General features: G+C 33.9%; 27 protein-coding genes and 1 tRNA gene. 13 read left to right on the top strand and 15 right to left on the bottom strand.

The window, feature by feature from the left end; genetic code table 11:
* The 13 genes from ABD077_RS08145 to ABD077_RS08085 are packed head-to-tail and all read left to right on the top strand — an operon-like array spanning position 1 to position 6,751.
* Positions 1-381 (top strand): hypothetical protein, encoded by a 381-nt coding sequence (locus ABD077_RS08145; RefSeq protein ID WP_343911826.1) that lies wholly within the window; start codon positions 1-3, stop codon positions 379-381.
* A 7-nt stretch (positions 382-388) separates the two neighbouring features.
* Positions 389-1,423: an RHS repeat domain-containing protein gene (locus ABD077_RS08140; RefSeq protein ID WP_343911825.1), complete on the top strand. Its 1,035-nt coding sequence runs from the start codon at positions 389-391 to the stop codon at positions 1,421-1,423.
* The gene (locus ABD077_RS08135) at positions 1,416-1,646 is read left to right on the top strand and encodes a hypothetical protein (RefSeq protein ID WP_343911824.1); all 231 of its coding nucleotides are present in this window, start codon (positions 1,416-1,418) and stop codon (positions 1,644-1,646) included. Before ABD077_RS08140 ends, ABD077_RS08135 begins: the two co-directional genes overlap by 8 nt.
* Positions 1,643-1,954, top strand: coding sequence for a hypothetical protein (locus ABD077_RS08130; protein ID WP_343911823.1), 312 nt, complete (start codon positions 1,643-1,645; stop codon positions 1,952-1,954). The genes ABD077_RS08135 and ABD077_RS08130 overlap by 4 nt, the downstream gene beginning before the upstream one ends.
* A 2-nt stretch (positions 1,955-1,956) precedes the next feature.
* Positions 1,957-2,259 carry a hypothetical protein gene (locus ABD077_RS08125; protein WP_343911822.1) on the top strand — a complete coding sequence of 101 codons (303 nt, stop codon included), beginning with the start codon at positions 1,957-1,959 and terminating at the stop codon, positions 2,257-2,259.
* A gap of 33 nt (positions 2,260-2,292) precedes the next feature.
* The gene (locus tag ABD077_RS08120) at positions 2,293-2,562 is read left to right on the top strand and encodes a hypothetical protein (RefSeq protein WP_343911821.1); all 270 of its coding nucleotides are present in this window, start codon (positions 2,293-2,295) and stop codon (positions 2,560-2,562) included.
* Between the two features lie 15 nt (positions 2,563-2,577).
* A complete protein-coding gene (locus tag ABD077_RS08115; protein ID WP_343911820.1) occupies positions 2,578-3,237 on the top strand; it encodes a DUF2947 family protein in 660 nt (219 codons plus the stop codon).
* A gap of 11 nt (positions 3,238-3,248) precedes the next feature.
* Complete coding sequence (locus ABD077_RS08110) at positions 3,249-3,755, top strand: DUF6678 family protein (RefSeq protein WP_343911819.1); 507 nt, start codon at positions 3,249-3,251, stop codon at positions 3,753-3,755.
* 6 nt (positions 3,756-3,761) lie between these two features.
* Entirely contained in the window at positions 3,762-4,049 is a 288-nt protein-coding gene (locus ABD077_RS08105) for a hypothetical protein (RefSeq protein ID WP_343911818.1), read from the top strand.
* A 13-nt stretch (positions 4,050-4,062) separates the two neighbouring features.
* Positions 4,063-4,623, top strand: a complete 561-nt coding sequence (locus tag ABD077_RS08100) for a hypothetical protein (RefSeq protein WP_343911817.1) — start codon at positions 4,063-4,065, stop codon at positions 4,621-4,623.
* Positions 4,624-4,631: 8 nt separating this feature from the next.
* Positions 4,632-5,330: a DUF6304 family protein gene (locus ABD077_RS08095; protein ID WP_343911816.1), complete on the top strand. Its 699-nt coding sequence runs from the start codon at positions 4,632-4,634 to the stop codon at positions 5,328-5,330.
* A 15-nt stretch (positions 5,331-5,345) separates the two neighbouring features.
* Positions 5,346-5,774, top strand: coding sequence for a hypothetical protein (locus tag ABD077_RS08090; protein ID WP_343911815.1), 429 nt, complete (start codon positions 5,346-5,348; stop codon positions 5,772-5,774).
* Positions 5,775-5,785: 11 nt separating this feature from the next.
* Entirely contained in the window at positions 5,786-6,751 is a 966-nt protein-coding gene (locus ABD077_RS08085) for a hypothetical protein (RefSeq protein ID WP_343911814.1), read from the top strand.
* Positions 6,752-6,942: 191 nt separating this feature from the next.
* Here the strand turns inward: ABD077_RS08085 and ABD077_RS08080 are convergent.
* From ABD077_RS08080 to mraZ, 15 genes are all read right to left on the bottom strand, one after another.
* Positions 6,943-7,016 (bottom strand) — tRNA-Arg (locus tag ABD077_RS08080).
* An 11-nt stretch (positions 7,017-7,027) separates the two neighbouring features.
* Positions 7,028-7,477: a GatB/YqeY domain-containing protein gene (locus ABD077_RS08075; protein WP_343911813.1), complete on the bottom strand. Its 450-nt coding sequence runs from the start codon at positions 7,475-7,477 to the stop codon at positions 7,028-7,030.
* Positions 7,478-7,572: 95 nt separating this feature from the next.
* Entirely contained in the window at positions 7,573-9,561 is a 1,989-nt protein-coding gene (gene ftsZ, locus ABD077_RS08070; RefSeq protein ID WP_343911812.1) for a cell division protein FtsZ, read from the bottom strand.
* Positions 9,562-9,706: 145 nt separating this feature from the next.
* Positions 9,707-11,065, bottom strand: a complete 1,359-nt coding sequence (gene ftsA, locus ABD077_RS08065) for a cell division protein FtsA (protein ID WP_343911811.1) — start codon at positions 11,063-11,065, stop codon at positions 9,707-9,709.
* A 7-nt stretch (positions 11,066-11,072) separates the two neighbouring features.
* Positions 11,073-11,789: a cell division protein FtsQ/DivIB gene (locus tag ABD077_RS08060; RefSeq protein ID WP_343911810.1), complete on the bottom strand. Its 717-nt coding sequence runs from the start codon at positions 11,787-11,789 to the stop codon at positions 11,073-11,075.
* Positions 11,786-13,135: a UDP-N-acetylmuramate--L-alanine ligase gene (gene murC / locus ABD077_RS08055; protein ID WP_343911809.1), complete on the bottom strand. Its 1,350-nt coding sequence runs from the start codon at positions 13,133-13,135 to the stop codon at positions 11,786-11,788. Before murC ends, ABD077_RS08060 begins: the two co-directional genes overlap by 4 nt.
* Before the next feature lie 10 nt (positions 13,136-13,145).
* Positions 13,146-14,246, bottom strand: coding sequence for an undecaprenyldiphospho-muramoylpentapeptide beta-N-acetylglucosaminyltransferase (gene murG, locus ABD077_RS08050; protein ID WP_343911808.1), 1,101 nt, complete (start codon positions 14,244-14,246; stop codon positions 13,146-13,148).
* Positions 14,243-15,472, bottom strand: a complete 1,230-nt coding sequence (locus ABD077_RS08045; RefSeq protein WP_343911807.1) for an FtsW/RodA/SpoVE family cell cycle protein — start codon at positions 15,470-15,472, stop codon at positions 14,243-14,245. Before ABD077_RS08045 ends, murG begins: the two co-directional genes overlap by 4 nt.
* 43 nt (positions 15,473-15,515) lie before the next feature.
* A complete protein-coding gene (murD, locus tag ABD077_RS08040) occupies positions 15,516-16,850 on the bottom strand; it encodes a UDP-N-acetylmuramoyl-L-alanine--D-glutamate ligase (protein ID WP_343911806.1) in 1,335 nt (444 codons plus the stop codon).
* Between the two features lies 1 nt (position 16,851).
* On the bottom strand, positions 16,852-18,081 hold the full coding sequence (gene mraY, locus ABD077_RS08035; RefSeq protein WP_299604647.1) for a phospho-N-acetylmuramoyl-pentapeptide-transferase: 1,230 nt from the start codon (positions 18,079-18,081) through the stop codon (positions 16,852-16,854).
* 55 nt (positions 18,082-18,136) lie between these two features.
* Positions 18,137-19,600 (bottom strand): UDP-N-acetylmuramoyl-L-alanyl-D-glutamate--2,6-diaminopimelate ligase, encoded by a 1,464-nt coding sequence (locus tag ABD077_RS08030; protein ID WP_343911805.1) that lies wholly within the window; start codon positions 19,598-19,600, stop codon positions 18,137-18,139.
* Positions 19,597-21,591, bottom strand: coding sequence for a penicillin-binding protein (locus ABD077_RS08025; RefSeq protein ID WP_343911804.1), 1,995 nt, complete (start codon positions 21,589-21,591; stop codon positions 19,597-19,599). Before ABD077_RS08025 ends, ABD077_RS08030 begins: the two co-directional genes overlap by 4 nt.
* A gap of 6 nt (positions 21,592-21,597) precedes the next feature.
* Positions 21,598-21,909 (bottom strand): FtsL-like putative cell division protein, encoded by a 312-nt coding sequence (locus tag ABD077_RS08020; protein WP_299603019.1) that lies wholly within the window; start codon positions 21,907-21,909, stop codon positions 21,598-21,600.
* Between the two features lie 9 nt (positions 21,910-21,918).
* Positions 21,919-22,824, bottom strand: coding sequence for a 16S rRNA (cytosine(1402)-N(4))-methyltransferase RsmH (gene rsmH / locus ABD077_RS08015; protein WP_343911803.1), 906 nt, complete (start codon positions 22,822-22,824; stop codon positions 21,919-21,921).
* Entirely contained in the window at positions 22,802-23,272 is a 471-nt protein-coding gene (mraZ, locus tag ABD077_RS08010) for a division/cell wall cluster transcriptional repressor MraZ (RefSeq protein ID WP_343911975.1), read from the bottom strand. Before mraZ ends, rsmH begins: the two co-directional genes overlap by 23 nt.
* Between the last annotated feature and the right edge of the window lie 167 nt (positions 23,273-23,439).

Genomic DNA, 23,439 nt, shown 5'->3' with positions numbered 1-23,439 from the left:
ATGAAGTTTAAATTACTAACAATCTTATTTGTCATTTCAACAATACTACTAACGGGGATAGTCTATGTAAATTATTTGGATTCCAATTTTCTTAAAAAGAAAATTAAAGATAGAGAGTTAACCATTACTAATTATCAAAAGGTAATCAATGCTATGGGAAGAAGCGGTACTATTTCAGTTGATCAATTAAAAAAAGAACTACAACTGGAGTTTAAGATCGATGATAAACTCGGATACAATGATTTTAGCAAAGAATATTATCACGTCTTGTTTCCAAAGGATCACAAAGTAAATTCTACGGGAATATGGGATTTTATGGGCCTAGAATTAATCCTTGATGATCAAAAAGAATTCAAAACGGTACAGATGTATAAACCCTGATATCATTATGACAAGAAATATATTATATAAAATAAGCTTGATTTTTGTGCTGTTGTTCTCTATTACAAACAGTGCAGCGCAAAATGATATCATAAGTTTTGAAAACGATAGCATTGCTATAAAAAAGCAAAACGACTCTATTTACTTTTACAATCATCAGGGAGAACTACGAAAAATCATTAGCCTACAAAATAAAAAGTCTACACCTTATGGATTGCCCAAAGAAGTAGAAGAAATTATTTATAGTGGTGAGGTTATTGGAAGAATTGAAATTTCAGCAGAGACCTTCCCCACTTACCTATATACGCAGAGATATGTAGATGCCGGAATCGTACTTTGTTCGTTGAACGTTTACTACAACGAATTAGGATTGAAAACAGGATATAAAGAAGTGTGCCCTAATGATATTGCCGATGGAGATGAGTATCATTTTGGAGACAAAGACCTCTATAAATACAACAAACATGGGTTCTTAATAGAAACCGATGATACGCTATATACATACAATAATAACGGACAGTTGATTGAAAAAAAGAATCGAAATTTTGGCACTAAAAAAGTGTATCGCATTTCTACATATGAATATGATGAACATAAGTTGGTAAGATGCTCTATACAAAAGATCAATTCCAATCAAGTCTATAATAAAACCAAAGTATTAGAATATCAGTACAACGACAAAGGATTACTATCAGAAATCATACAAAGTAAGCGGAGTAAAATCATTTTAGAATACAACGAACATAATCAAATCCATAAAGTAAGTGAAGTAAAAAAATGGAGTGATAAAGAGCGTAAACACACCTACCTAACTTATGATTATGATACCTATAATAGAATTAAAAAGATTGAAATTAATCATCGATCTAGTTACTCTGATCAAGATCTAGGTTTTATTTATGATGATCATGGTAATTTGATACAAGAAACATTGAATGAAAAAATCTTAGAAAGCTATCGGTATGACAGCAAGGGAAAGCTAATTTCTATTGAACGAAACAAAAGATGGGGAGAAAATAAGATAGCTGTAAAATATGAATAAAAAAACTATAGGTTACATATTCACATTCATTCTAGGAAGTATTACAGGGTTCTGTATATGGATGTATATCGAACAAGCCAAACTTCCATACGATGTAAACGGCACCTACTTTTCAGAAGAAGGTATCGTATATCATGAGCAAGCAAAAGAAGTTTACGGGTTGCTATCTATTATTGGGTTACTAATAACGAGCATACTAGTATATAAATTGATCAAAAAATGACACCAGAAGAAGCTAAAAAATTAATCCATAAAGAATATAATTCGCAAAACGGATTAGACACCTTATTCAGAATGAGTGCTGATGTCGAGGAAAAACGAATTGAAAAATTCATAGAAGCCCTACAAGCTATAGAACACTATTATTCGGATAAAAAAACCATTTCAAAAGAATTGGTATATCAATTATTCAGTATGTATAATACCTTAAGAGCAAGTATGGGGCATTGGAAAGTGGAACATCCAAAGGGTCTGGACAAAGATACTTGTTGGAAAATTTTTGATGGAATTCGAAATGTCTTTACTCGATAAATATGGCACTAGATTTTCATAGATTAGATACGAATGAATATCTATTTGGAATAAATGATACTGAATATGCACATTTGGAATCTATATTCATAGAGTTTACCCAGCAAACAGGAATTTTTATAGATCCTTATGGAGATACTCAATTAAAAGTAACGCATCTAAAGAAGATTATTCAGATGATAGCTACTAACCTTACTACTGAATCAAATATGGATAAAGAAAAAACCAAAGTCATTCAGGACTTTAGAAGAAAGATTGCTCATTTTTCAGATAAAGGAATAACACTAAAAGCTTTAGGAGATTAATTCATGGGATTCGAATATAAAATAATAACAAAGTTGCATCAGAAACAAATTTCTGAAGTTCAACAACTATTAGAACAGAACCACATATTTGATAAAAAATATGAATTTGACAATAAACTATTTTGGGATTTCAGAAAGCCTGGCAACAAGGGAAAGATGCCTAATATTAGTGTAGCTTTTGAAAGTGATGGAATTTACATTTGTAGGCATGAAGGAGGTTTTGTCTGGAAAAACCTGGAAAATGTAAAGACATATATGGAATCTGAAAATGTGAGTTATGAAATACTAGATTATCAAGAATAGTCAATTAAAGGTTGTATGAGTATAGAAAAGATAAAACATATTCGAGATGTGCTTCATATTGGTTTAGTCGAGGCAAAACAATTACTCATAGCTCATGGAACTGTGGAATCTGCGATAGAAAAGTGGAAGGATAAGCAAGCTCAATTAATAGAACTGGAAAAAAACAAAAAGTATATCAATTTCAATGATTGGTTTTATATCAAAGAATTTTTTGTAGAATGCTCACAGCAGTTCTTTAATACAGATGATACCATTCCAAATAAAATAAAACCGCTATCTGAAAACTATGCTAGACAACTTTGGAATACATATGTTTCCGAAAAACATCGTCATTTAATGATGGTAAAATCTGATGAAGATTGGAACATTACAAATGTAAAATCTTTTGCGCAAGAATGGAATTGGGGAACTAGTTGGAACCAAAATGAGTATTCAGCTTTTGAAAAACATGTAAAAGATAGACTTGATTGGGAAGATCATGATATCATTTACTTTTTTTGGGGAAGATATACTGCAGCAGAGATAAGTTGGGAAACTTTATATAAATACTGGATTCCATTTATGTACGAAGATGAAATGAATATTGTAATAAACCCTAAAAGTAGCATGGTATTAATAATTGGTGTTAGTGGTAGTATAGGTATTGGTGAGAGAATAGAATCTTTCAAGAAATGAAAATGCAGTACATGAAAAAAGAAAAAACACATAATCTCTATAAATCAGTTGAGAATCTAAATTTGACATTATTTGAAAAGTATAAATATCTCACAGAAAACGATACCAATATTATAAAACTAAAGGAACAAGTAGCAAGAATTGTAGCTAGTAAAAATCTATCTTCAGTAATGAATGACACCAAATGGTTAGAACTGCAAGAAGGTATATCAACATTACCTTTTCCACCTGCTTATAACGAAAAATTAATTCAGTGGGACAAGGCTAAATTTACATTTAATGATTTTCCAAGTCCTCCAAAATATCAAGGTGACTGGTCTAGTTTTTGGGAAGAAGGATTACCTATTTTTTTTACCATCGAATGGTTAGAAATAAGAGGAACCTATCAAATACCCCAAGGTCGTTTGGTATCACCAAAAATTTTAGATGAGACAGAAGAAATACATCAATTGCTGCATAAATTGAATATCCCTTTTGAGCAAGAAAAAGATGTTTTTACCATTTTTGGATATAAATAATAATTTATGGACCAATTGATTACAGAGTTAAAAGGACATTTTCCGAAAGCTGCGATTCATAAATTAGATGAATCAATGATAGAGGTACAAATGCCTAAAGCCAAAGAATCAGTCATTATTCAAGAACAAGAAGAAGAAGGACGTTATACAGTATCTTATCTAAGATTAGAAGTAGATGAAATACGCAGAATTAAAAAAGAAATAACGGTTACAAACGTTAATATTTTAAAATCAGGAATATTCTGGATATTAAAAGGAATTCAAAAAAATGGCAAAGTAACGCCTGAGTTTTAATTAAAGATACACTATGATAAAATTTACGGAATGTTTAAATGATACTTGGGATTATTTTTTTCTCACAGATCCCACCAATTTAATACGTTTTAAAAATGAGCATCATTTGGGTGACGATCTCATGAACGAATTTACTACGAATGAAAGTGCTGAAGTAGCAGTTCAAAAAGGAGTTATGATTCCGATGGGTGGTATAATCAATCAACCGTATACTATTTTTTTTAACATCGATAATGAATCTTCTGTATTTACAGAAGATACAAGTTTGTTAGTATTAGAAAAAACAGGATACATCCTCGAAGTTATTCATAATGAAATTTGTATGGTAACAGTACCCTATTTAAAGAATTGGACAGAAGATGGTGGTGTACATCGTTTAAAAGAAGCTACTCAATTAGGAGTTAGACAAAAAATACAAATAGCAAATGGCACCTATGCTATTACTATTCTAGGAGGTTTTACATTACAAGATGGTATTGAGGAAGCTACGTTTGAGTTTCAAATCAATCCAATAGCAAAAGGAACACAAAGTAAGGTTACAGATATTGGGTTTCCTTTTATAATAGAAAAATAAAAAATACAATGAGGGAATATAAAACAATATATCAAGACAAAAGAGGTACGGAAGAAATTGTCATAAAATCTGATGGGAGTTATATGAACTTTACGCTAAGAGGGATTAATTTCGATGGACAAGATTTTGAAATGTTGGAAGCAGAAGAGATTGATGACACAAAATTTGAGTATGAAATGTTTCAGGATGGGTCGGGAGATTTGACCAACTTTACGTTAGCAGTAACAATTCCTATTTTACTTTTTGATTCGATCAAAAAAGATAAATTCACAGCGCCACTAATAGTACATGTAGAAATTGGTGAAACTACAACTATTAAAGGTTTAGATAGCGAACTTACTTGCTTGACGTTAACTACATCCTTTGGAGAATTTACTGTTGAAAAGAAATTAGAATGGATGGAAGATGCAATGATAGCCATACAAAATCAATTACCTGAACATATGTATTTAAATACCTGTTTAAGTTGTAAACACAGTAACTATAGTCCTTATGGTAACGGAATGTTTGGTCATATATATTGCTTTAAAAATTTAAAGAAAGAGTTAAAACAAGTGAGATATAAACATGATTTACTTCATATGTGGACCGCTGAAGCTGTAGATAGAGGAGACATATTTTCGGTACATGAAACCTTTGATTGTTCAGAACATCAATTACCAACAGACAAAGATTGGTTTTATAAAAATTGGAGAAAAACAATTTAAATAATAGCATATACTATGAATTTGGAGATTATAGGAGAAAAAATAAACATAGACATTGATAGTATAAGTAATGTGATGGATTTTGAAGTATCAACATCTTATGTACAATTCATTAAAGCGTATGGATATGGAGTTATTTCCGAAAAAATAGAATACCTAAATGTAATATCTCCTGATAAAGATTTTTTTGAGAATAATTTTATAAATGATATTGATCTGTGGGAATGGAAAAACAACGAACAGAAAGATGCCATACGAAATAGTATGTTGATAGCACATACATTTGATGGTGAGCATGTATATCTAACTAATCACTCCTTTATGATTCTTCCTAGATTTAATGATCCAATCGAATTAGCTACTTTCGATGAAGTCCTTCAGTATTATATCAGAGCATATGATATGAAGGAAACTATCTTTTATAAACCTCATCAAGGATATTAAATCGATATATCATGACAGCAATAGACTTTGTAAAAGAAAGTTTGTTTTATCAGGAAATTAACTCCTTACTACGAGAACAATTTCCTTTAATTAAAGATGCTATTTTTCCAGCATACGAACAGATTTTAGAAGAAAATGAATTTCATCATCCACTAACTATTGAACATTATTTTGAATATGCAACTTGGGAAGCAAATAGACAATGGCGACTAGAATTAGATTTTGATGATTACCAATGGTCTAACGTTACGATAAAACCTCACTTTTTAACGGCTTTAGTTAGTATTGAAATTGGCAATGAAGTTATCCATTTTAAATATCAGTTGTGTAGTTCTTTTAACGAAGAGTTACAGCCTATGGAAACAGAAAAAATCGAACTTAACACCTTAAACAACGATAATTTTGTAATTGAAAAAGTGGCCGAACTCAAACAGTTTTTAGAACTTTTACCCAAAGCTTTTTTGAAAGAAATAGAACAAATAGACTTTAACGAATTAGAATATACGATGCACCCGAAAATACAAGAAAAATGGAAACAAGGATACTTGCCAGGATATGATGCTATCATCATGGGAGAAGGAGATATCATCATAGCAAACGCCTACAGTACTTATAACCCGAATAATGGTGAAACGAAACGCTATTGGTCGCCAACATGTGATACCACTTTAGAAAGTCTTGAAAAATATAATGATGATATCTGGGTTGAATGCGATATTTTTCATGGAGCGTTTGAATATCAAAATCAACAATTTGTTTTTGGAGATGGTGGCATGGGTAATGAAGGATTTATTGCATCCACTTCCCTATCAGGAATCCTGAATTGGGCTATCTTTTTTACATTTTCAAATCCCATTTGTAAGGCAGAAATAAAAAATGAACACTTAATCTGTTATGGAGATTCTGGCATCATCATCACCATTGATTTGAAGAATATTACCAAAATAAAAATTGAACTTTCTACAGATTGGATCTGAGTATAAGATCACTTCAATACAAACAAAAAAAGTACAAGAGTTAGCGAAACATATTTGTCCATTTGATACGACAGAGGAGAGATTAACTTTGTCTATCTCATTATACTCACTGCTGCAAATACAAAACTAGCGTTTTGGTTTTTTCCAAATAACAAAAACCTGCAATGAAATTGCAGGTTTTGTGCTTGATGTGACCCAGGAGGGATTCAAACCCCCAACCCTCAGAGCCGAAATCTGATGCGCTATTCAGTTGCGCCACTGGGCCTTATTATTGTTCTATGACAATTTACTCTTTACGATTGTAGAGATAGTTTTTCCATCTGCTTTACCAGTTAACTGTCCAGATGCCATTCCCATTACTTTCCCTATATCTTTCATTCCTTCTGCACCTGTTTTAGCAATAATATCAACTATTACTTTTTCTATTTCTTCCTCACTTAATTGCTCCGGTAAAAATTGTTCAATTACCTTGGCTTGATCAAGTTCGGGCTGTGCTAAATCTTCTCTTCCTTGTTCGGTAAAAATTGCAGCACTATCTTTTCTTTGTTTTACAAGTTTCTGAAGCAATTTTAACTCCTGATCTTCGCTTAAATCTTCTTTTGCTCCACTCTCTGTTTGTGCTAACAAAATAGCAGATTTAATTGCTCGCAATGAAGTTAAAGCATTAGTATCTTTTGCTTTCATAGCTTCTTTCATGGCAGTCATAACCTTGGCCTGTAAACTCATAATTACTGGTTTTAATCTTTTGGATTGCGAAGATAAAAAATAAACCGATAATCTATTTTAGATTATCGGTTTATCTGAAAAACATTTTCTATTTCTTAGTCTACATTATCATGAAGAAAAGAATTGTTTTTTCTCAATTGAATATCATCATTACTATCCGTTCCTAATGAAGTTCTAGACAATTCTGAAGATTCTGGTCGAGAGTCTACATCTAAACCTGCACGCTTATATGCTGGTTCTTTTTCGATGTCATCTATATGTGAAGCGTTATTTCTAAACTTATAATTAAACTCTTTCATTTTCGCTCTACGCTCTGCAGCCCTAGCTTTTAGAGTTTCAGAAATTGGCTGATCTATAGGATCTACATTTTCCTCAGGTTCTGCTGCTGGAGTAGGCTCTACAGTTTTTTTCTCAAAAATAACTTCCTCATCTTCCTCAATTACTTCTGCTAATGGTTTAGCTTCAGTTAATCTCTTCTCCTCTTCCATATATTCTTCTAGGCTATATCTACGAACATCACCTGCTGTAGTTTCACTGGTAGGCACCACCTCAATTGGTTCATTTACCTCTACCTCTAAAATATCATCAGTAAGATCAAAAACTATCGGTTTTTCTTCCTCTTGCTTTGGAGTATCAAAAATCGTACTCTCCTGCTGTACTTTTGGTTCTTCGTTTCCACCTACTGGCATATCAAATGCTAAGGTAAATTGATCTTCCTTTTCAGATTCAGCAGCAGCAATCTCATTCGCATCATTTACCTCGATTTGGTTAATGATTTCCTGAGCATTGATAATAACAAAATCATTATCTACAGAAAAAGGATTTACCTCTTCTGGCTCTACAACATCTATGTTCTTTAAAAATTCTGTTGTAGGAAGCAACAGAGACTCACTTATATTTTCTTCTTCTTCCTCCTCGATCAACTCATGCTTAATAATAGCTGGTTCTTCTTTTACTTCCTCTTTTGGAGGTATCGGATTTATAACCGGAGTAGAACGCGATGTAGACTTAGGTGTTAAATCCTGGGTAGTCGCACGCTGTTCTTCTTCTAATGTATGAATGATCTTTTTGGTTTCTGTATTTACAATTTCATCTTGCTGTTCTACATCAAATCCAGTAGCAATTACAGTAACTGATATGGCATCTTCTAAAGATTCATCTTCACCAACCCCCATGATAATATTGGCACCATGACCAGCTTCTTGCTGAATATGGTCATTAATTTCTCCAATTTCATCGATTGTAATTTCTTCTTTACCAGAAACAATTAACAATAATACATTCTTAGCACCAGTAATTTTATTATCGTTTAATAATGGAGAATCTAATGCTTTTACAATAGCATCATGAGCTCTTTTTGCACCAGATGCATGTGCAGATCCCATAATTGCAGTTCCACTATTACTTAATACCGTTTTAGCATCTCGTAAATCGATATTTTGAGTATAGTGATGCGTAATTACTTCTGCAATTCCTCGAGATGCAGTTGCTAATACTTCATCAGCTTTGGAAAAACCGGCTTTGAAACCTAAATTACCGTATACTTCACGAAGTTTATTATTATTAATTACCACTAAAGAATCTACATGAGAACGCAATTTTTCAACACCTAACTGCGCTTGCTCGTTTCTCATTTTACCTTCGAACTGAAATGGAATTGTTACAATTCCTACAGTAAGAATATCCAATTCTTTTGCCATTTTAGCAATGATAGGAGCTGCTCCCGTTCCGGTACCTCCACCCATTCCAGCAGTAATGAATACCATTTTGGTATTCGTATCCAACATTAACTTAATCTCTTCATAGCTTTCTACTGCTGATTGCTCTCCAATTTCTGGATTTGCACCAGCTCCTAATCCTTCAGTAAGAGATACTCCCAATTGTATCTTATTTGGTATAGGGCTATTTTCTAATGCTTGTGCATCCGTATTACAAATAACGAAATCAACTCCCTTGATTCCTTGTTGGAACATATGATTGATGGCATTACTACCACCGCCACCAACTCCAATAACTTTTATTACATTTGATTGATTCTTGGGTAAATCAAAAGAAATGTTTTCAAACTCCTCGTTGTTACTCATAACTGCTAATTTTCTTGTTCTCTTACTTTTATTTTTAATATTTTCTTAGCTCAAAACCGAGCTTCATTTTTCTTTAATTTCTCCGATTCCTTGACCTTGGTACCTAGTTAAAAATATCCACTGGACATTTTCTTTATGCTCGGCCCTATTCGGCATTGTCCAGAAACTCCTTGAATTTCTCTGTCCACTTCTCAAGAATATTTTTTCTTGGTCTTGAATCTACCACCGGTTTTTCTTCTTCAATACTCTCTCCTTCAATAGTAGTCGTGGTTTCTTGTTCTGTATTCAATTTATCTTCAACAACAGCTTCTCTGACCGCTGCTTTTTTCTGTTTCTTAATATGAACAAGGCTATCCATTACCAATCCTACTGCTGTTGCATACATAGGGCTTGTTGTTTCTGGATCACTATTTCCTGCCAAATGTTCGTTTGGATATCCTATTCTGGTATCCATTCCTGTGATATATTCTACAAGCTGCTTTAGGTGTTTTAACTGTGATCCTCCACCTGTTAATACAATCCCTGCAATTAACTTCTTCTTTGGGGACTCATGTCCATAATTCTTAATCTCTAAAAAGACTTGTTCAATGATTTCTACCACGCGTGCGTGAATAATCTTTGATAAGTTCTTTAATGTAATCTCTTTTGGTTCTCTTCCTCTTAATCCTGGTATAGAAACAATCTCATTATCCTTATTTTCTCCAGGCCAAGCAGACCCAAATTTGATTTTAAGTAATTCCGCTTGTTTTTCTATAATAGAACAACCTTCTTTAATATCTTCAGTAATCACATTTCCACCAAACGGAATCACTGCCGTATGACGAATGATACCATCTTTAAAAATGGCAAGATCTGTAGTTCCACCACCGATATCTATCAACGCAACACCAGCTTCCTTTTCTTCCTGACTTAACACTGCATTTGCAGAAGCCAAAGGCTCTAGAGTAACCTCCGAAAGTTCCAACCCAGAACTTTTTACACATCTACCGATATTTCGGATCGAAGTAACTTGCCCCACTACTACATGAAAGTTTGCTTCTAAACGCCCTCCATACATCCCTACAGGCTCTTTAATTTCAGCCTGACCATCCACTTTATATTCTTGTGGTAGGACATGTAATATTTCCTCACCAGGTAACATCACTAATTTATGCACTTGATTACATAATGTGTCTATATCACCTTCATCAATTACCGCATCTGCATTAGGCCTTGTGATATAATCACTGTGCTGCAAGCTTCTAATATGTTGTCCCGCTATTCCTACAGTAACATCATTTATTTTTACACCAGAAACACTTTCCGCTTCTTGTACAGCTTGTTGTATAGATTGTATTGTTTGCGTTATATTATTAACTACTCCACGATGTACACCCAAGCTTTTGGATTTACCTACACCCAATACTTCCATCTTCCCGTACTCATTGTACCTACCGACCATAGCAACAATCTTCGTTGTTCCTATATCTAATCCTACCGCTATTTCACTTTCTGCTCTTTCCATATTGGCATCATTTTATTGTACACACAACTTGATTCCTAAACTGCAAACTTACTTTCTTATATTTTCCTAGGCTTTTATCTTTTAATGCCTTTTGATAAAATGCCTTAAAATTTTTAACCTTACTATTTAAACTTTCTATTTTTCCAAAAACAACTTCAAAATCATATACCCGTAATCCCAATAGATAATTACCAATATTGTTTTGATAAACACTTACCACATGTTTTTTTAAAAACTCATCTTCCTGAATTTTTCTTAATAATGGAAAAACTTCTGAAACTTCTCGTTCTGAAACATTGCTTACAAGAGGAACGTGAGCCGAATAATTATCCGATAATGGCATCGTATTACCTGTAACATCGACATAAAAAGGAACGACTGCGTTAACCCTAGCGATAGGTGTACGCTGCTTGATTCGTGCCTTAAGTTGTCCGCTAACAGTGAGATACACATCTGAATCTTCAATCATTTTGTGTGCATCCAGCCCCTTCTCTACATTATTCAAAACTAAAATTTCTTTACCTACGTTCGTCACTCCAACTTGATTTTGTATTAACAATTTATTAACCGTTAATTCATTTATGTAAGGATTCTGTTCTTCAATGAATTCTATCTCCACTCCTTCTATTTTTCTTTTTTCGTTTCTAGTACTTGTAAACGCAAAAAGAAAGGCTATCAATCCAATGAGTCCAATATATTTTACATATGTCAATATCCGCTTCATACCTTTAACAATGCTTCTTTTATACTTGTAACTTCTTCTCCAATATCGCCAGCGCCAATTGTTGTGATAACTTCAGCTTTGCTTTTTAAAACTTCTTCAATTAAACTTTCTTTTGATACTATTTTTTTATCTTCCAAATCAATCATCTCCAGCAACCACTTCGATGTTACTCCTTCTATCGGGAGCTCTCTAGCTGGATAAATATCCAATAATAATAGTTGATCAAACTGACTTAAACTCCTTGCGAAGTCCACGCCAAAATCCTGTGTTCTGCTATATAAGTGAGGCTGAAAAATTGCTAACACCTCTTTTCCCGGATGCATTTCTCTAATTGCCTGATGTAGCGCATCTATTTCTGTTGGGTGGTGCGCATAATCATCCACATACACTAATGAATCTGATTTGATCTGATAGCTAAATCTTCTTTGTACACCTCTAAAACTATATAAAGCCTTTGCTAAGGCAGTGGTTGGGGAGCCATAAAGCAATGCCATAGCAAAGGCTGTGATAGCATTTAACAAGTTATGTTTACCTGGCAGGTTTAAATGCAAATCCTTAATTAGTTGAGAAGGTGTTTTTAAATCAAAAATATATGTTCCGTTTTCTATTCTAATATTTTGAGCACAGTAATCAGAGTCATCATCGATTCCAAAAGTATTCCCTGAAAGTGGTAATCCATTACGAACCAAAATATGGTCTTTCACTTTTGAAGCAAATTCATTAAAAGACTCTTCTAAAGCATCTGCTTTTTTATAAATATCTAGATGATCTGCATCCATAGATGTCACCGATGCGATATCTGGATACAACTGCAAAAATGACCTATCAAATTCATCAGCTTCTACCACAATAACTTCATCTCCTTCTAACACTAGATTAGAATTATAGTTTTCACTTATTCCACCTAAAAAAGCTGTCACTTTTGCTCCACTTTCTTTTAATAAATGTGCTAAAATTGCTGTAGTAGTCGTTTTGCCATGTGTTCCTGCAACTGCTAATGTATATCTATCTTTAGTGATGAATCCCAAAATCTCAGCTCTCTTCTTGATAGAAAAACTTTGGCTCTTAAAGAAATTCAATTCTGTATGTGTATTTGGTATCGCAGGCGTGTATACCACCAGTGTTTCTTCCTTTTCCAAATACTGTTTCGGAATCACACTTACATCATCCGTAAAGTGAATTTGAATTCCTAATGCTTCCAGATCTTTAGTTATCTGAGTTGGTGTTTTATCATACCCAGCTACATTTTTACCTAAAAACTTAAAATATCTTGCAAGGGCACTCATACCGATACCTCCAATACCAATAAAATAGATGTTATGTATACTATTTAAATCTCTATTCATCCCTTTAATCTCAATTCCTTCTTATCAATAATTCAATCTCGTTTACAATATCTTTTGTAGCATCTGGTAATGCAAGCTTTTTTATCGCATGTGTCAACTTTATCTGCATAGCTTCTGACGACAATAATTGTGTAATCGTTTTCTCAAATTTCTCATCAAGCTCACTTTCCTGAAGCATTTTAGCACCATTCTGACTTACAATTGCATTGGCGTTTTTTGTTTGATGATCCTCAGCTACATTGGGAGATGGTATAAACAATGTAGGTTTTGCCACGATACACAATTCAGATACTGAACTAGCTCCAGCTCTAGAAACAATTACATCTGCTGCAGCATAAGCCAAATCCATAGTATTCAAAAACTGATGAACCTGAACTCCTTTAGTGCTATCATATTTTTTATACTCCTCATAATACAGCTTACCACATTGCCATAACACTTGAATTTCATTTTTATCAAAAAAAGTCAACTCTTTTTCTATAAGTTGATTGATTCTTCTGGCTCCTAAACTTCCTCCAATAACCAAAATCGTTTTCTTTTCTGGATCAAGATTATATGTAATGAGCCCTTCATTTCTTTTACTATCAATTTCCAACAAATCCTGACGAACAGGATTTCCAGTTTTGATGATCTTATCTTCCGGAAAAAACCGATCCATATCATCGTAAGCGACGCAAATTTTATCTGCTCCTTTTGCTAACCATTTATTAGTAATTCCTGGAAACGAATTTTGTTCCTGAAGTACCGTTGGAATATTTGCAGAATTTGCCATTTTTAATAAAGGCCCACTAGCAAAACCTCCAGTACCAATTACCACATCTGGCTGAAACTTTTTAATAATCTTTTTTGATTTCCAAAGACTACTAATCAACTTGAAGGGAAACATCAAATTACTCAATGATAGTTTTCTCTGAATACCACTAATCCATAAACCTTCTATAGGATATCCTGCTTCTGGAACTTTTTGCATTTCCATACGATCTTTAGCCCCAACAAATAAAATAGAAGCTTCTGGATACCTACTTTTCAATTCATTAGCTATGGAGATTGCAGGATAAATATGTCCACCTGTACCTCCACCTGATAATATAATCTTAGGTTGCTTTATCATATTGCTTCACTCAATACCTCTAAAGGATTTTCTTCTGTGGTTAATTCTTCTTTATTTGCATTTATAGGATCAGACTCCTCTTCATTTATATCAACACTTCTTTTACTACTCACACTTAATACCATTCCGAGTGCCATACAAGTCATCCATATAGAGGTACCTCCACTACTAACTAAAGGAAGTGTTTGCCCGGTCACCGGAAAAAGCTCTACAGCCACAGCCATATTGATTAATGCCTGAAATACAATAGGCAATCCTACACCAACTACCAATAGTTTTCCGAATATATCCGAACTCTTATGTGCTACAATAACCAATCTAAACAACAGCATTAAATACAGGAACATTAGAAAAACTCCTCCTATTAACCCCCACTCTTCTATAATAATCGCATAAATAAAATCTGAAGAAGATTGTGGCAAAAAATTTCTTTGCACACTTTTACCAGGTCCCTTTCCTATCACTCCTCCTCTCGCAATAGCAATTTTAGCGCGCTCTATCTGATAATCCTCAGGAGTATCTTTATCATTAAAGAAGTTTTCTGCTCTACTTACCCATGTATCTACCCTATTCGGAAATGCATCTGGAAAAGCCTTTGCCGTTAGAATAAAAAAGGTAAGCACTAGTAACCCTGAACCCAATATTACCGAGATATATCTTATGGGATACCCTCCTAAAAACACCAACATAATTACCATAGAAAAGATAATTGCCGCCGTGGAGAAATTAGCTGGTAATATCAACATCAGCACTAAAAAGACAGGCAACCATAATGGAAGTAAGGATTCTTTAAAGCTGATTTTTTTATTCTTTATTTTAGAAAGATATCTAGCTACATAGGCCATTAAGACTACCGCAGCTAATGTAGATGTTTGGAAAGTAACTCCGACAAAAGGCAACCGAATCCATCTACTAGCATTTGCTCCTCCTATAGTATTATTTTGAGCCATTGTAAACAACAACAATACTATGACTACTGGTATCATAATAATAGAAAGCCCTTTAAAATAATGGAAAGGAATTTTATGCACCCAATACATAATACCAAAACCTAAAAGCAAGTGTGCAAAATGCTTTACTAGATACACAAAGGTATTTCCATCTCCGTACAAATATGCCAAATTACTACTAGCACTATACACAGGAAGGAACGAAAACAATGCCAACAGGGCTACAATTGCCCATATAACTTTATCTCCCTTTATATTTTTTAAAACTTTGGTCACTCTACTAAATTCTTATTCTCTATTTCTTTTATGTCAAACAATGTTATAATTCTCTTACGGCTTCTTTGAATTGCCTTCCTCTATCTTCGTAGTTTTTAAACAAATCAAAACTAGCGCAAGCAGGTGACAACAATACATTTTCATTACGCTCTGCTATCTTATAAGCTATGTTAACAGCATCTTTCATTGATTGTGTTTCTATGATATTATCTACACAATTACCAAAAGCATTGATAATCTTGCTATTATCCACACCTAAACAAATAATTGCTTTTACTTTTTCGTTTACCAGGGGATACAACTCTGTATAATCATTTCCCTTGTCTACACCTCCTACAATCCAAACCGTAGAAGATTTCATAGCATCTAACGCATAAAAAGTAGCGTTAACATTGGTCGCTTTGGAATCGTTCACATACTGAACGTTATTAATTTTTAAGACATTTTCTAGTCTATGTTCTACCCCATGAAAATTTTCTAGACACTCTCTTATAGTAGTCTTTCTTATTTTCAATAATTGTGATACTGTGGCTGCTGCCATAGCATTTTTAACGTTGTGATTTCCTTTTAATGCTAAATCTTTTGTCGGCATGGTTAATTCGTTGTTGTCTATTATTATTTTTATATTATCTTCTTCTAAATACGCTCCATTCTCTACTTTTTCCTTTAATGAAAAAGGCAGTAATTTTGAACGAATAGGATGCTCTGTCAAATACTTTGTAATCACTTCATCATCGGAATCATAAATGAAATAATCATTCTCATTTTGATTCATTACAATCCTGAATTTTGAAGCTATATAGTTTTCAAATTTGTGATCATATCGATCTAAGTGATCAGGAGTGATATTAGTTAACACAGCAATATGTGGCGCAAATGTTTTGATTCCATCTAACTGAAAACTACTTAGCTCTAACACATAATATTCAGCATCATTTTCTGCAACCTGCTTCGCAAAACTATCTCCAATATTACCTCCCATGTTTACATCTAAACCTCCATGACTTACCAAATGATGCGTAAGCATCGTTGTGGTGGTTTTTCCATTACTACCTGTAATTCCAACAATAGTAGCGGAGGTAAACTGTGATGCAAACTCAATCTCTGAAATCACTGGTATTCCTAATCCATTTAGCTTCTTTATTAAAAGCACTTTATCAGGAATTCCAGGGCTTTTCATGACTACATCAGCATTTAGAATTTTATCTTCTGTATGCTTTTCTTCTTCCCATTCTATTTCAAAATTTCTAAGAACCTTTTTATAATGATCAGTTATCTTTCCTTTATCAGAAACAAAAACCTGATACCCTTCTTTTTTACCCAGAATAGCCGTTCCTACACCACTTTCTCCTGCTCCTAAAACAACTAATCGCTTCACACTATCTTACTTTAAGCGTAATTACCGCTACGATTGCCAGAATAATTCCTATAATCCAAAATCTTGCGACTATTTTACTCTCATGAATCCCTTTTTTCTGATAATGATGATGTAATGGCGACATCAAAAATATCCTTCTTCCTTCTCCATATTTTTTCCTAGTATACTTAAACCAACTTACCTGCATCATTACAGAAAGGGTTTCTATAAAAAATATTCCACAAACAATAGGAATCAAAAGCTCCTTTCTAATAGCAATAGCAATTACAGCGATTATTCCGCCAATTGTTAAGCTACCTGTATCTCCCATAAAAACTTGTGCTGGATACGTATTGTACCATAAGAACCCAACGAGTGCTCCTGCAAAAGCAGCAATGTAAATGGTCATCTCTCCCGAATTGGGTATATACATTACATTGAGATAATCTGAAAAAACGATATTACCAGACACCCAAGCAAACAGTGCTAGTGTAAGTACAATAATTGCTGAAGATCCAGCAGCCAAACCATCTATCCCATCCGTTAGATTAGCTCCGTTCGAAACCGCAGTTACTATAATAATTACAATAGGAATGAAAATCAACCACGCATATTTAGCTAAGTCTGGATTGATCCAGGTGATCAAACTAGCATAATCAAACTCATTATTCTTAGAAAACGGAATTGTAGTTTTAGTAGATTTCACCGCAGGATTAAAATCTGATTGCTCTTCACTAGATTCTATTTGTACGATATCCGAATTTAACTTCTCTTCCTTTATCGTAATATCATCGTGGAAATACATAGTACAACCAACAATAAGACCTAATCCAACCTGACCAATTACTTTAAATTTACCCGCTAACCCTTCTTTATCTTTCTTTTTAATCTTTAAATAATCATCTGTAAAGCCAATTACTCCCATCCACAGCGTGGTAATCAGCAAAAGGATGATGTATATATTATCGATTTTAGCAAAAAGCAATGCAGGCACCACAGTAGCAAGGATTATAATAATTCCTCCCATCGTTGGAGTACCAGCTTTTTCAGCTTGTCCTTCTAAACCTAATTCCCTAATACTTTCGCCCATCTGCTTAGTTCTTAGGAAGCTGATAATTCGTTTACCATAGATAGTAGATATCAATAACGATAGGATAATCGCCATCGCCGCTCTGAAGGTGATAAACTGAAACAAAGATGCTCCAGGAAACTGATATTCATTTTCTAAATATTGAAACAAATAATATAACATACTCATCAATACCTTTCCAACACATCCAAATAACTCTGGAATGAAAAGGATTTATTTATTTTCCTATTTTTTTAAGTTCTTCTTTTACAATTTCAAAATCATTAAAATCAATCCTCTCTCCATTTGTCTCTTGATACGTTTCATGACCTTTTCCAGCTATTAGAATAATATCATTCTCTTCTGCAAATTGACAAGCGGTTCTAATGGCTTGTTTACGATCTGTAATGGATATGATTTTCTTATAATTTTGTGGCTCCACTCCTTTTTCAATATCCTCTATAATCTGTTCTGGATTTTCTGTTCTTGGGTTATCACTTGTAAAAACCACCTTATTACTTAAAGCAGTTGCGATATTACCCATTACAGGTCTTTTTGCCTTATCTCTATCACCTCCACAACCAACTACTGTAATTAAAGTTTCGTTATTGGTACGGATATCATTGATCGTCTCCAAGACATTTTTTAAAGCATCAGGAGTATGTGCATAATCGACTATTGCTGTTACTTTTTTATCAGAAATCAAATACTGAAATCTACCACTCACACTTTCTAAATCACTCAGTAATTGTAAAATCTCTAAGGTTTCCAGACCTAACAATTCAGCGGTTCCGAAAATTGCCAAAAGGTTATACGCATTAAAACTTCCTATCAACTTTGCCCAAACATCATTATCATTTATTTTTAATAAAAGACCGCCTAAACTATTTTCAAGAATTTGCCCTCTAAAATCTGCATATGATTTAAGTGCATACGAATATTGCTTAGCTTTCGTATTCTGAAGCATAAAGCTTCCGTTTTTATCATCTTTATTTGTTAAAGCAAAAGCTTTACTACCTAACTGGTCAAAAAATCGTTTCTTAACATCACGGTACTCCTTAAAAGTGTTATGATAGTCCAAATGATCATGAGATAGATTCGTAAAAATACCTCCTTCGAATTCCAATCCTTCTGTTCTTTTTTGATCAATCCCATGAGAGCTCACCTCCATAAAACAATACTCAACACCAGCATCATTCATTTCTTTCAGATAATGATTAATTGTAAGTGAATCTGGTGTCGTATGGGTAGCTTTATGTTCTACATCATCCACTAGTATTTTTACAGTTGAAAGAAGACCTACTTTAAACCCAGCTTTCTTAAAAAGCTGATATAATAAGGTTGCTATTGTAGTTTTTCCATTAGTCCCTGTTACTCCAACCAGTTTCAAATTCTCTGACGGAGATCCGAAATAATTATTTGCTATTATTGCCAATGCATTTTGAGTATCCTCTACTTGAACATACACTAAACCATCGATCAAAAACTCTGGCATTTCCTCACAAATAATTGCGATTGCCCCCTTATCAATTGCCTTCTCTACATAATCATGCCCATTAACAACCGTACCTGAAATTGCCACAAAAACATCATCTTGTTTGATTTTTCTAGAATCAAATTCAATCTTATTGATAGTTGTTGCAGTATTTCCAACAACAGCATTAATAGGTACCTTATATAAAATATCTTTTAACTCGATCACGATAATTCTATCCTAATAGTTTGATTGTTCTTAACTTTTGTTCCTGGTTCTATAGACTGACTTTTTACTGTCCCCGAACCTTTGATTTCAACTTTTAGCCCCATATTTTCTAAAAGAGAAATCACATCCATTGCAGGCATTCCTTTTACATTAGGCATTATAGTTTTATGCTTTCTTGCTTTTTGAAAGTACCCTTCATAACTCTCACTTATCTCTTTACTTTCTGCGATATCTGCACTTACTTCATCGACCACTGGTATATCGTTATACACTTTTAGCGCGATAGTTTTAAAAACTGGTGCAGCTACTATATTTCCATAATATCCTTTCTCCTTATTTGGCTTGTGAATTACTACGATACAAGAATACCTTGGGTCTTCTGCAGGAAAATATCCAGCAAAAGATGATATATATTCTCTCTCTTTATCTTTTCCATAATTACCCCAACAAGTACCTGTTTTTCCAGCTATCTGAAAGTTATCTGTATGTATATTATCAGCTGTACCTCTGATAACAACATTTTTCATCATTTCCTGAACTATTTTAGCAGTCTCTTTCGAGCAGATAGCAGGATTTAAAACCTCTTTATCATATTTTTCTTGAGTTTTATCCCAAGCTTTTACTTCTTTAATAAATCTCGGTTTTACCATCTCCCCATCATTTGCTATTGCATTATAAAATGCTAATGTCTGCAAAGGAGTAACAGCAACCCCATATCCATGAGCCATCCACGGAAGCGTAGTTCCGTACCAATCTTTATCACCTGGATATGGTATCTTAGGTTTCCCTTCTCCTTTAATAGACAACCCTAATGTTTTATGCAACCCCATATTCATCAATCGGTTTACAAATTTTTTAGGATCTTCTTTATAATTTTCATCTATGATTTTAGCAAAAGCTGTATTTGATGATAACTCGAAAGCTTTAGCTGCCGAAATTTTTCCATACCCTCCCCATTTAGAGTCTTTCACCACACGATCATAAAATCGGACTCTTCCATTCTCTGTATCCACAACATAACTAGAGTCAATTACTTTATCCTCTAGCGCCGCAACCATCGCCATTAACTTAAAGGTAGATCCAGGCTCATGAGATTCTCCAACAGCATAATTTAATTTCTCGTAGTATTTTCCAGATTTCGTCCTACCTAGATTAGAAATTGCTTTTATCTCACCAGTCTTAGTTTCCATTACTACAACCGTTCCGTGTTCCGCCTCAAACTTTTCTAATTGTGCTAACAATGCATGATGGGTAATATCTTGCACATTCACATCAATTGTAGATATCACATCAAATCCATCTTGAGGTTCTACTTCATTTGCATCTCCAATAGGTTTCCACTGGTTTTTTGCAATTTTTTGTTTTTTACGTTTTCCTTCTTTACCTCTCAAAAATGGACCGTAAGCACCTTCGAGTCCTACTCTGGTATAATATCCTTGGTCATCACGTCGCTCATAACCTACAGTCCTCTCGGCTATCTTTCCAATAGGGTGTTCTCGAATCGTACGTTGTTCCACAATCAGTCCGCCACGATTAGCACCATATTTAAACAAAGGAAATTTCTTTACTCTCATATACTGAGAATACCCTAAATTCCTTTTCACTAAGAAATATCTATTCTTATTATCTCGAGCTCTTCTTAATACATCATCATAATACTCTGGCGATTTCCCAAATTCTTTAGACAAGGCCTTAGACAACTCATTTATATTTTCTCTAAAATCTTTATCGGTTACCGTTACCGCATCAAATCGAATATCATATTTAGGAACTGAAGTAGCTAACAAATTCCCTTTGCTATCATATAAATTACCTCGATTTGCTGGTATATCAAATGTTTTAAAAACTCGTTGCTCCCCTTTAGCACGGTATGTATCCCCTTCAACAAATTGTGTTTTTACCAGTTTTACCAACACCAAAATAGCGAAGATGAACATACATCCTGAAATGAAGTACAACCTATTTAATATGTTCTTATCTTTTACTGCCAAAACAAATTATTCTTTTACTATTATTTTCTGTGGTGGTCTTGTTGGTCTTTTAATTCCTTTCTTCGTCATCTTTTCAATTACTGAAGACTCCATTTTTAACTGCATCAACTCTGTTCTTCCATCTACGAATTGCGTTCTCAATTCTCTTACTTCATTATTCAACCTAGCGATTTCATGAACCTTACTTTCTGCATTGTGAGAACTTGCAATCATAATAATGGCTAAAAAAGAAAGAAAGAGAAGCATACGCCAATTTTTCATCGCATCATCTGCAATCAAAAACTTACCTTTTAATATATCATACACTGTCTGCTTCATAACCTTTTATCAAATTCTCTCTGCCACTCTTAATTTTGCACTTCTAGCTCGATTATTTATTTTAATCTCCTCTTCGGAAGGAACAATTAACTTTCCCACTCTTTTAAAAGGAACCGACACATTACCATACAAGTCCTTCTCTGGTTCTCCTTCGAACATCCCATTACGAATAAATCGCTTTACTAATCTATCCTCTAAAGAATGATAGGAGATAAAACTCACTCTCCCTCCAATATCCAGTATCTCCTGCGTCTGCATCAAAAACTCTTTCAACACTTCGATTTCCTGATTCACCTCTATCCGTATAGCTTGGTATATCTGAGCAAGTATCTTATGTTCTTTATGCTTTACCATAAAAGGCTTTAATATTTCTTTTAGCTCTAAACTTGTCTTAATAGGCTGCTTATTTCTAGCTCCCACAATAGCTCTTGCTAATTTTGGAGCATTTCTTAACTCCCCATATTGCAAAAACATCATTCTTAAATCCGACTCATCATATTCATTAACCACATGATAAGCTGATAATTCGTGATCCTGATTCATTCTCATATCAAGATCCGCTTCAAATCTGGTTGAAAAACCTCTTTCAGCTACATCAAATTGATGTGAAGAAACCCCAAAGTCCCCTAAAACCCCATTAACTTTTCGAACCCCATGAAAACGAAGAAATCTTTTTATGAACCTAAAATTTTCATTAATCAATACAAACCTATCATCATCAATAGCATTTGTTAAAGCATCTTTATCTTGATCAAAAGCATATAGCTTTCCATTTGGACCAAGTCTTTTCAAAATCTCTCTAGAGTGACCACCTCCTCCAAAGGTTACATCTACATATATCCCATCTGGCTTTATACCTAGGCCATCTACAGTTTCTTTTAACAAAACTGGATTATGATATTCCGTCTGCTTCATCGTCGAATCCCATTACTTCTTCTGCCAGGTCTGCAAAATCAACAGCGGCATCATCAATTGCTTTTTCGTATTGAGTCTTATCCCATATCTCAATAATATTAACAGCGGATGACAGCACTAGCTCTTTGGTAATCCCAGCAAAACTCACTAAATCCTTAGGTATTAAAAGACGTCCTGTTGTATCAATCTCCACAACCTTAACCCCTGCAGTAAACCTTCGGATAAAATCGTTATTCTTTTTTTTAAAGCGATTCAGCTTATTCATTTTTTGCATTAGCAGGTTCCATTCTTCCATTGGATACAGCTCCAAACAAGGCTGAAACACTGAACGTTTTAACACAAAACCCTCTTGCAAAATTGACGAAAGCTGTTTTTTAAATGCTACAGGCAACATCAAACGCCCTTTTGCGTCTGCTTTACATTCGTATGTACCTATAAGATTTACCACTTTTTCCTTCTTACTTCTATAATTAGTCAAATATATTGAAAATTTTACCACTTTTTACCACAATCTACCACATTGTTAATAAGTTGTCTCCAAAAATCCTCAAACCTCAACACACTTGCCCTACTATTTTGCTTATCAATGAAATATCGTTTTAGGTATAAATTCTT

This window comes from Aquimarina litoralis (assembly GCF_039523995.1).
Taxonomy (GTDB): domain Bacteria; phylum Bacteroidota; class Bacteroidia; order Flavobacteriales; family Flavobacteriaceae; genus Aquimarina; species Aquimarina litoralis.
Note: the sequence above shows the minus strand (reverse complement) of the source record. Positions and strands in the feature narration are given on the sequence as shown.

Bases quoted from the DNA above. Each gene is read 5' to 3' on its own strand.
- ABD077_RS08145 (WP_343911826.1), top strand. From the start codon at position 1: ATGAAGTTTAAATTACTAACAATCTTATTTGTCATTTCAACAATACTA.
- ABD077_RS08140 (WP_343911825.1), top strand. From the start codon at position 389: ATGACAAGAAATATATTATATAAAATAAGCTTGATTTTTGTGCTGTTG.
- ABD077_RS08135 (WP_343911824.1), top strand. From the start codon at position 1,416: ATGAATAAAAAAACTATAGGTTACATATTCACATTCATTCTAGGAAGT.
- ABD077_RS08130 (WP_343911823.1), top strand. From the start codon at position 1,643: ATGACACCAGAAGAAGCTAAAAAATTAATCCATAAAGAATATAATTCG.
- ABD077_RS08125 (WP_343911822.1), top strand. From the start codon at position 1,957: ATGGCACTAGATTTTCATAGATTAGATACGAATGAATATCTATTTGGA.
- ABD077_RS08115 (WP_343911820.1), top strand. From the start codon at position 2,578: ATGAGTATAGAAAAGATAAAACATATTCGAGATGTGCTTCATATTGGT.
- ABD077_RS08110 (WP_343911819.1), top strand. From the start codon at position 3,249: ATGAAAAAAGAAAAAACACATAATCTCTATAAATCAGTTGAGAATCTA.
- ABD077_RS08105 (WP_343911818.1), top strand. From the start codon at position 3,762: ATGGACCAATTGATTACAGAGTTAAAAGGACATTTTCCGAAAGCTGCG.
- ABD077_RS08100 (WP_343911817.1), top strand. From the start codon at position 4,063: ATGATAAAATTTACGGAATGTTTAAATGATACTTGGGATTATTTTTTT.
- ABD077_RS08095 (WP_343911816.1), top strand. From the start codon at position 4,632: ATGAGGGAATATAAAACAATATATCAAGACAAAAGAGGTACGGAAGAA.
- ABD077_RS08090 (WP_343911815.1), top strand. From the start codon at position 5,346: ATGAATTTGGAGATTATAGGAGAAAAAATAAACATAGACATTGATAGT.
- ABD077_RS08085 (WP_343911814.1), top strand. From the start codon at position 5,786: ATGACAGCAATAGACTTTGTAAAAGAAAGTTTGTTTTATCAGGAAATT.
- ABD077_RS08075 (WP_343911813.1), bottom strand. From the start codon at position 7,477: ATGAGTTTACAGGCCAAGGTTATGACTGCCATGAAAGAAGCTATGAAA.
- ftsZ (WP_343911812.1), bottom strand. From the start codon at position 9,561: ATGAGTAACAACGAGGAGTTTGAAAACATTTCTTTTGATTTACCCAAG.
- ftsA (WP_343911811.1), bottom strand. From the start codon at position 11,065: ATGGAAAGAGCAGAAAGTGAAATAGCGGTAGGATTAGATATAGGAACA.
- ABD077_RS08060 (WP_343911810.1), bottom strand. From the start codon at position 11,789: ATGAAGCGGATATTGACATATGTAAAATATATTGGACTCATTGGATTG.
- murC (WP_343911809.1), bottom strand. From the start codon at position 13,135: ATGAATAGAGATTTAAATAGTATACATAACATCTATTTTATTGGTATT.
- murG (WP_343911808.1), bottom strand. From the start codon at position 14,246: ATGATAAAGCAACCTAAGATTATATTATCAGGTGGAGGTACAGGTGGA.
- mraY (WP_299604647.1), bottom strand. From the start codon at position 18,081: ATGTTATATTATTTGTTTCAATATTTAGAAAATGAATATCAGTTTCCT.
- ABD077_RS08020 (WP_299603019.1), bottom strand. From the start codon at position 21,909: ATGAAGCAGACAGTGTATGATATATTAAAAGGTAAGTTTTTGATTGCA.
- rsmH (WP_343911803.1), bottom strand. From the start codon at position 22,824: ATGAAGCAGACGGAATATCATAATCCAGTTTTGTTAAAAGAAACTGTA.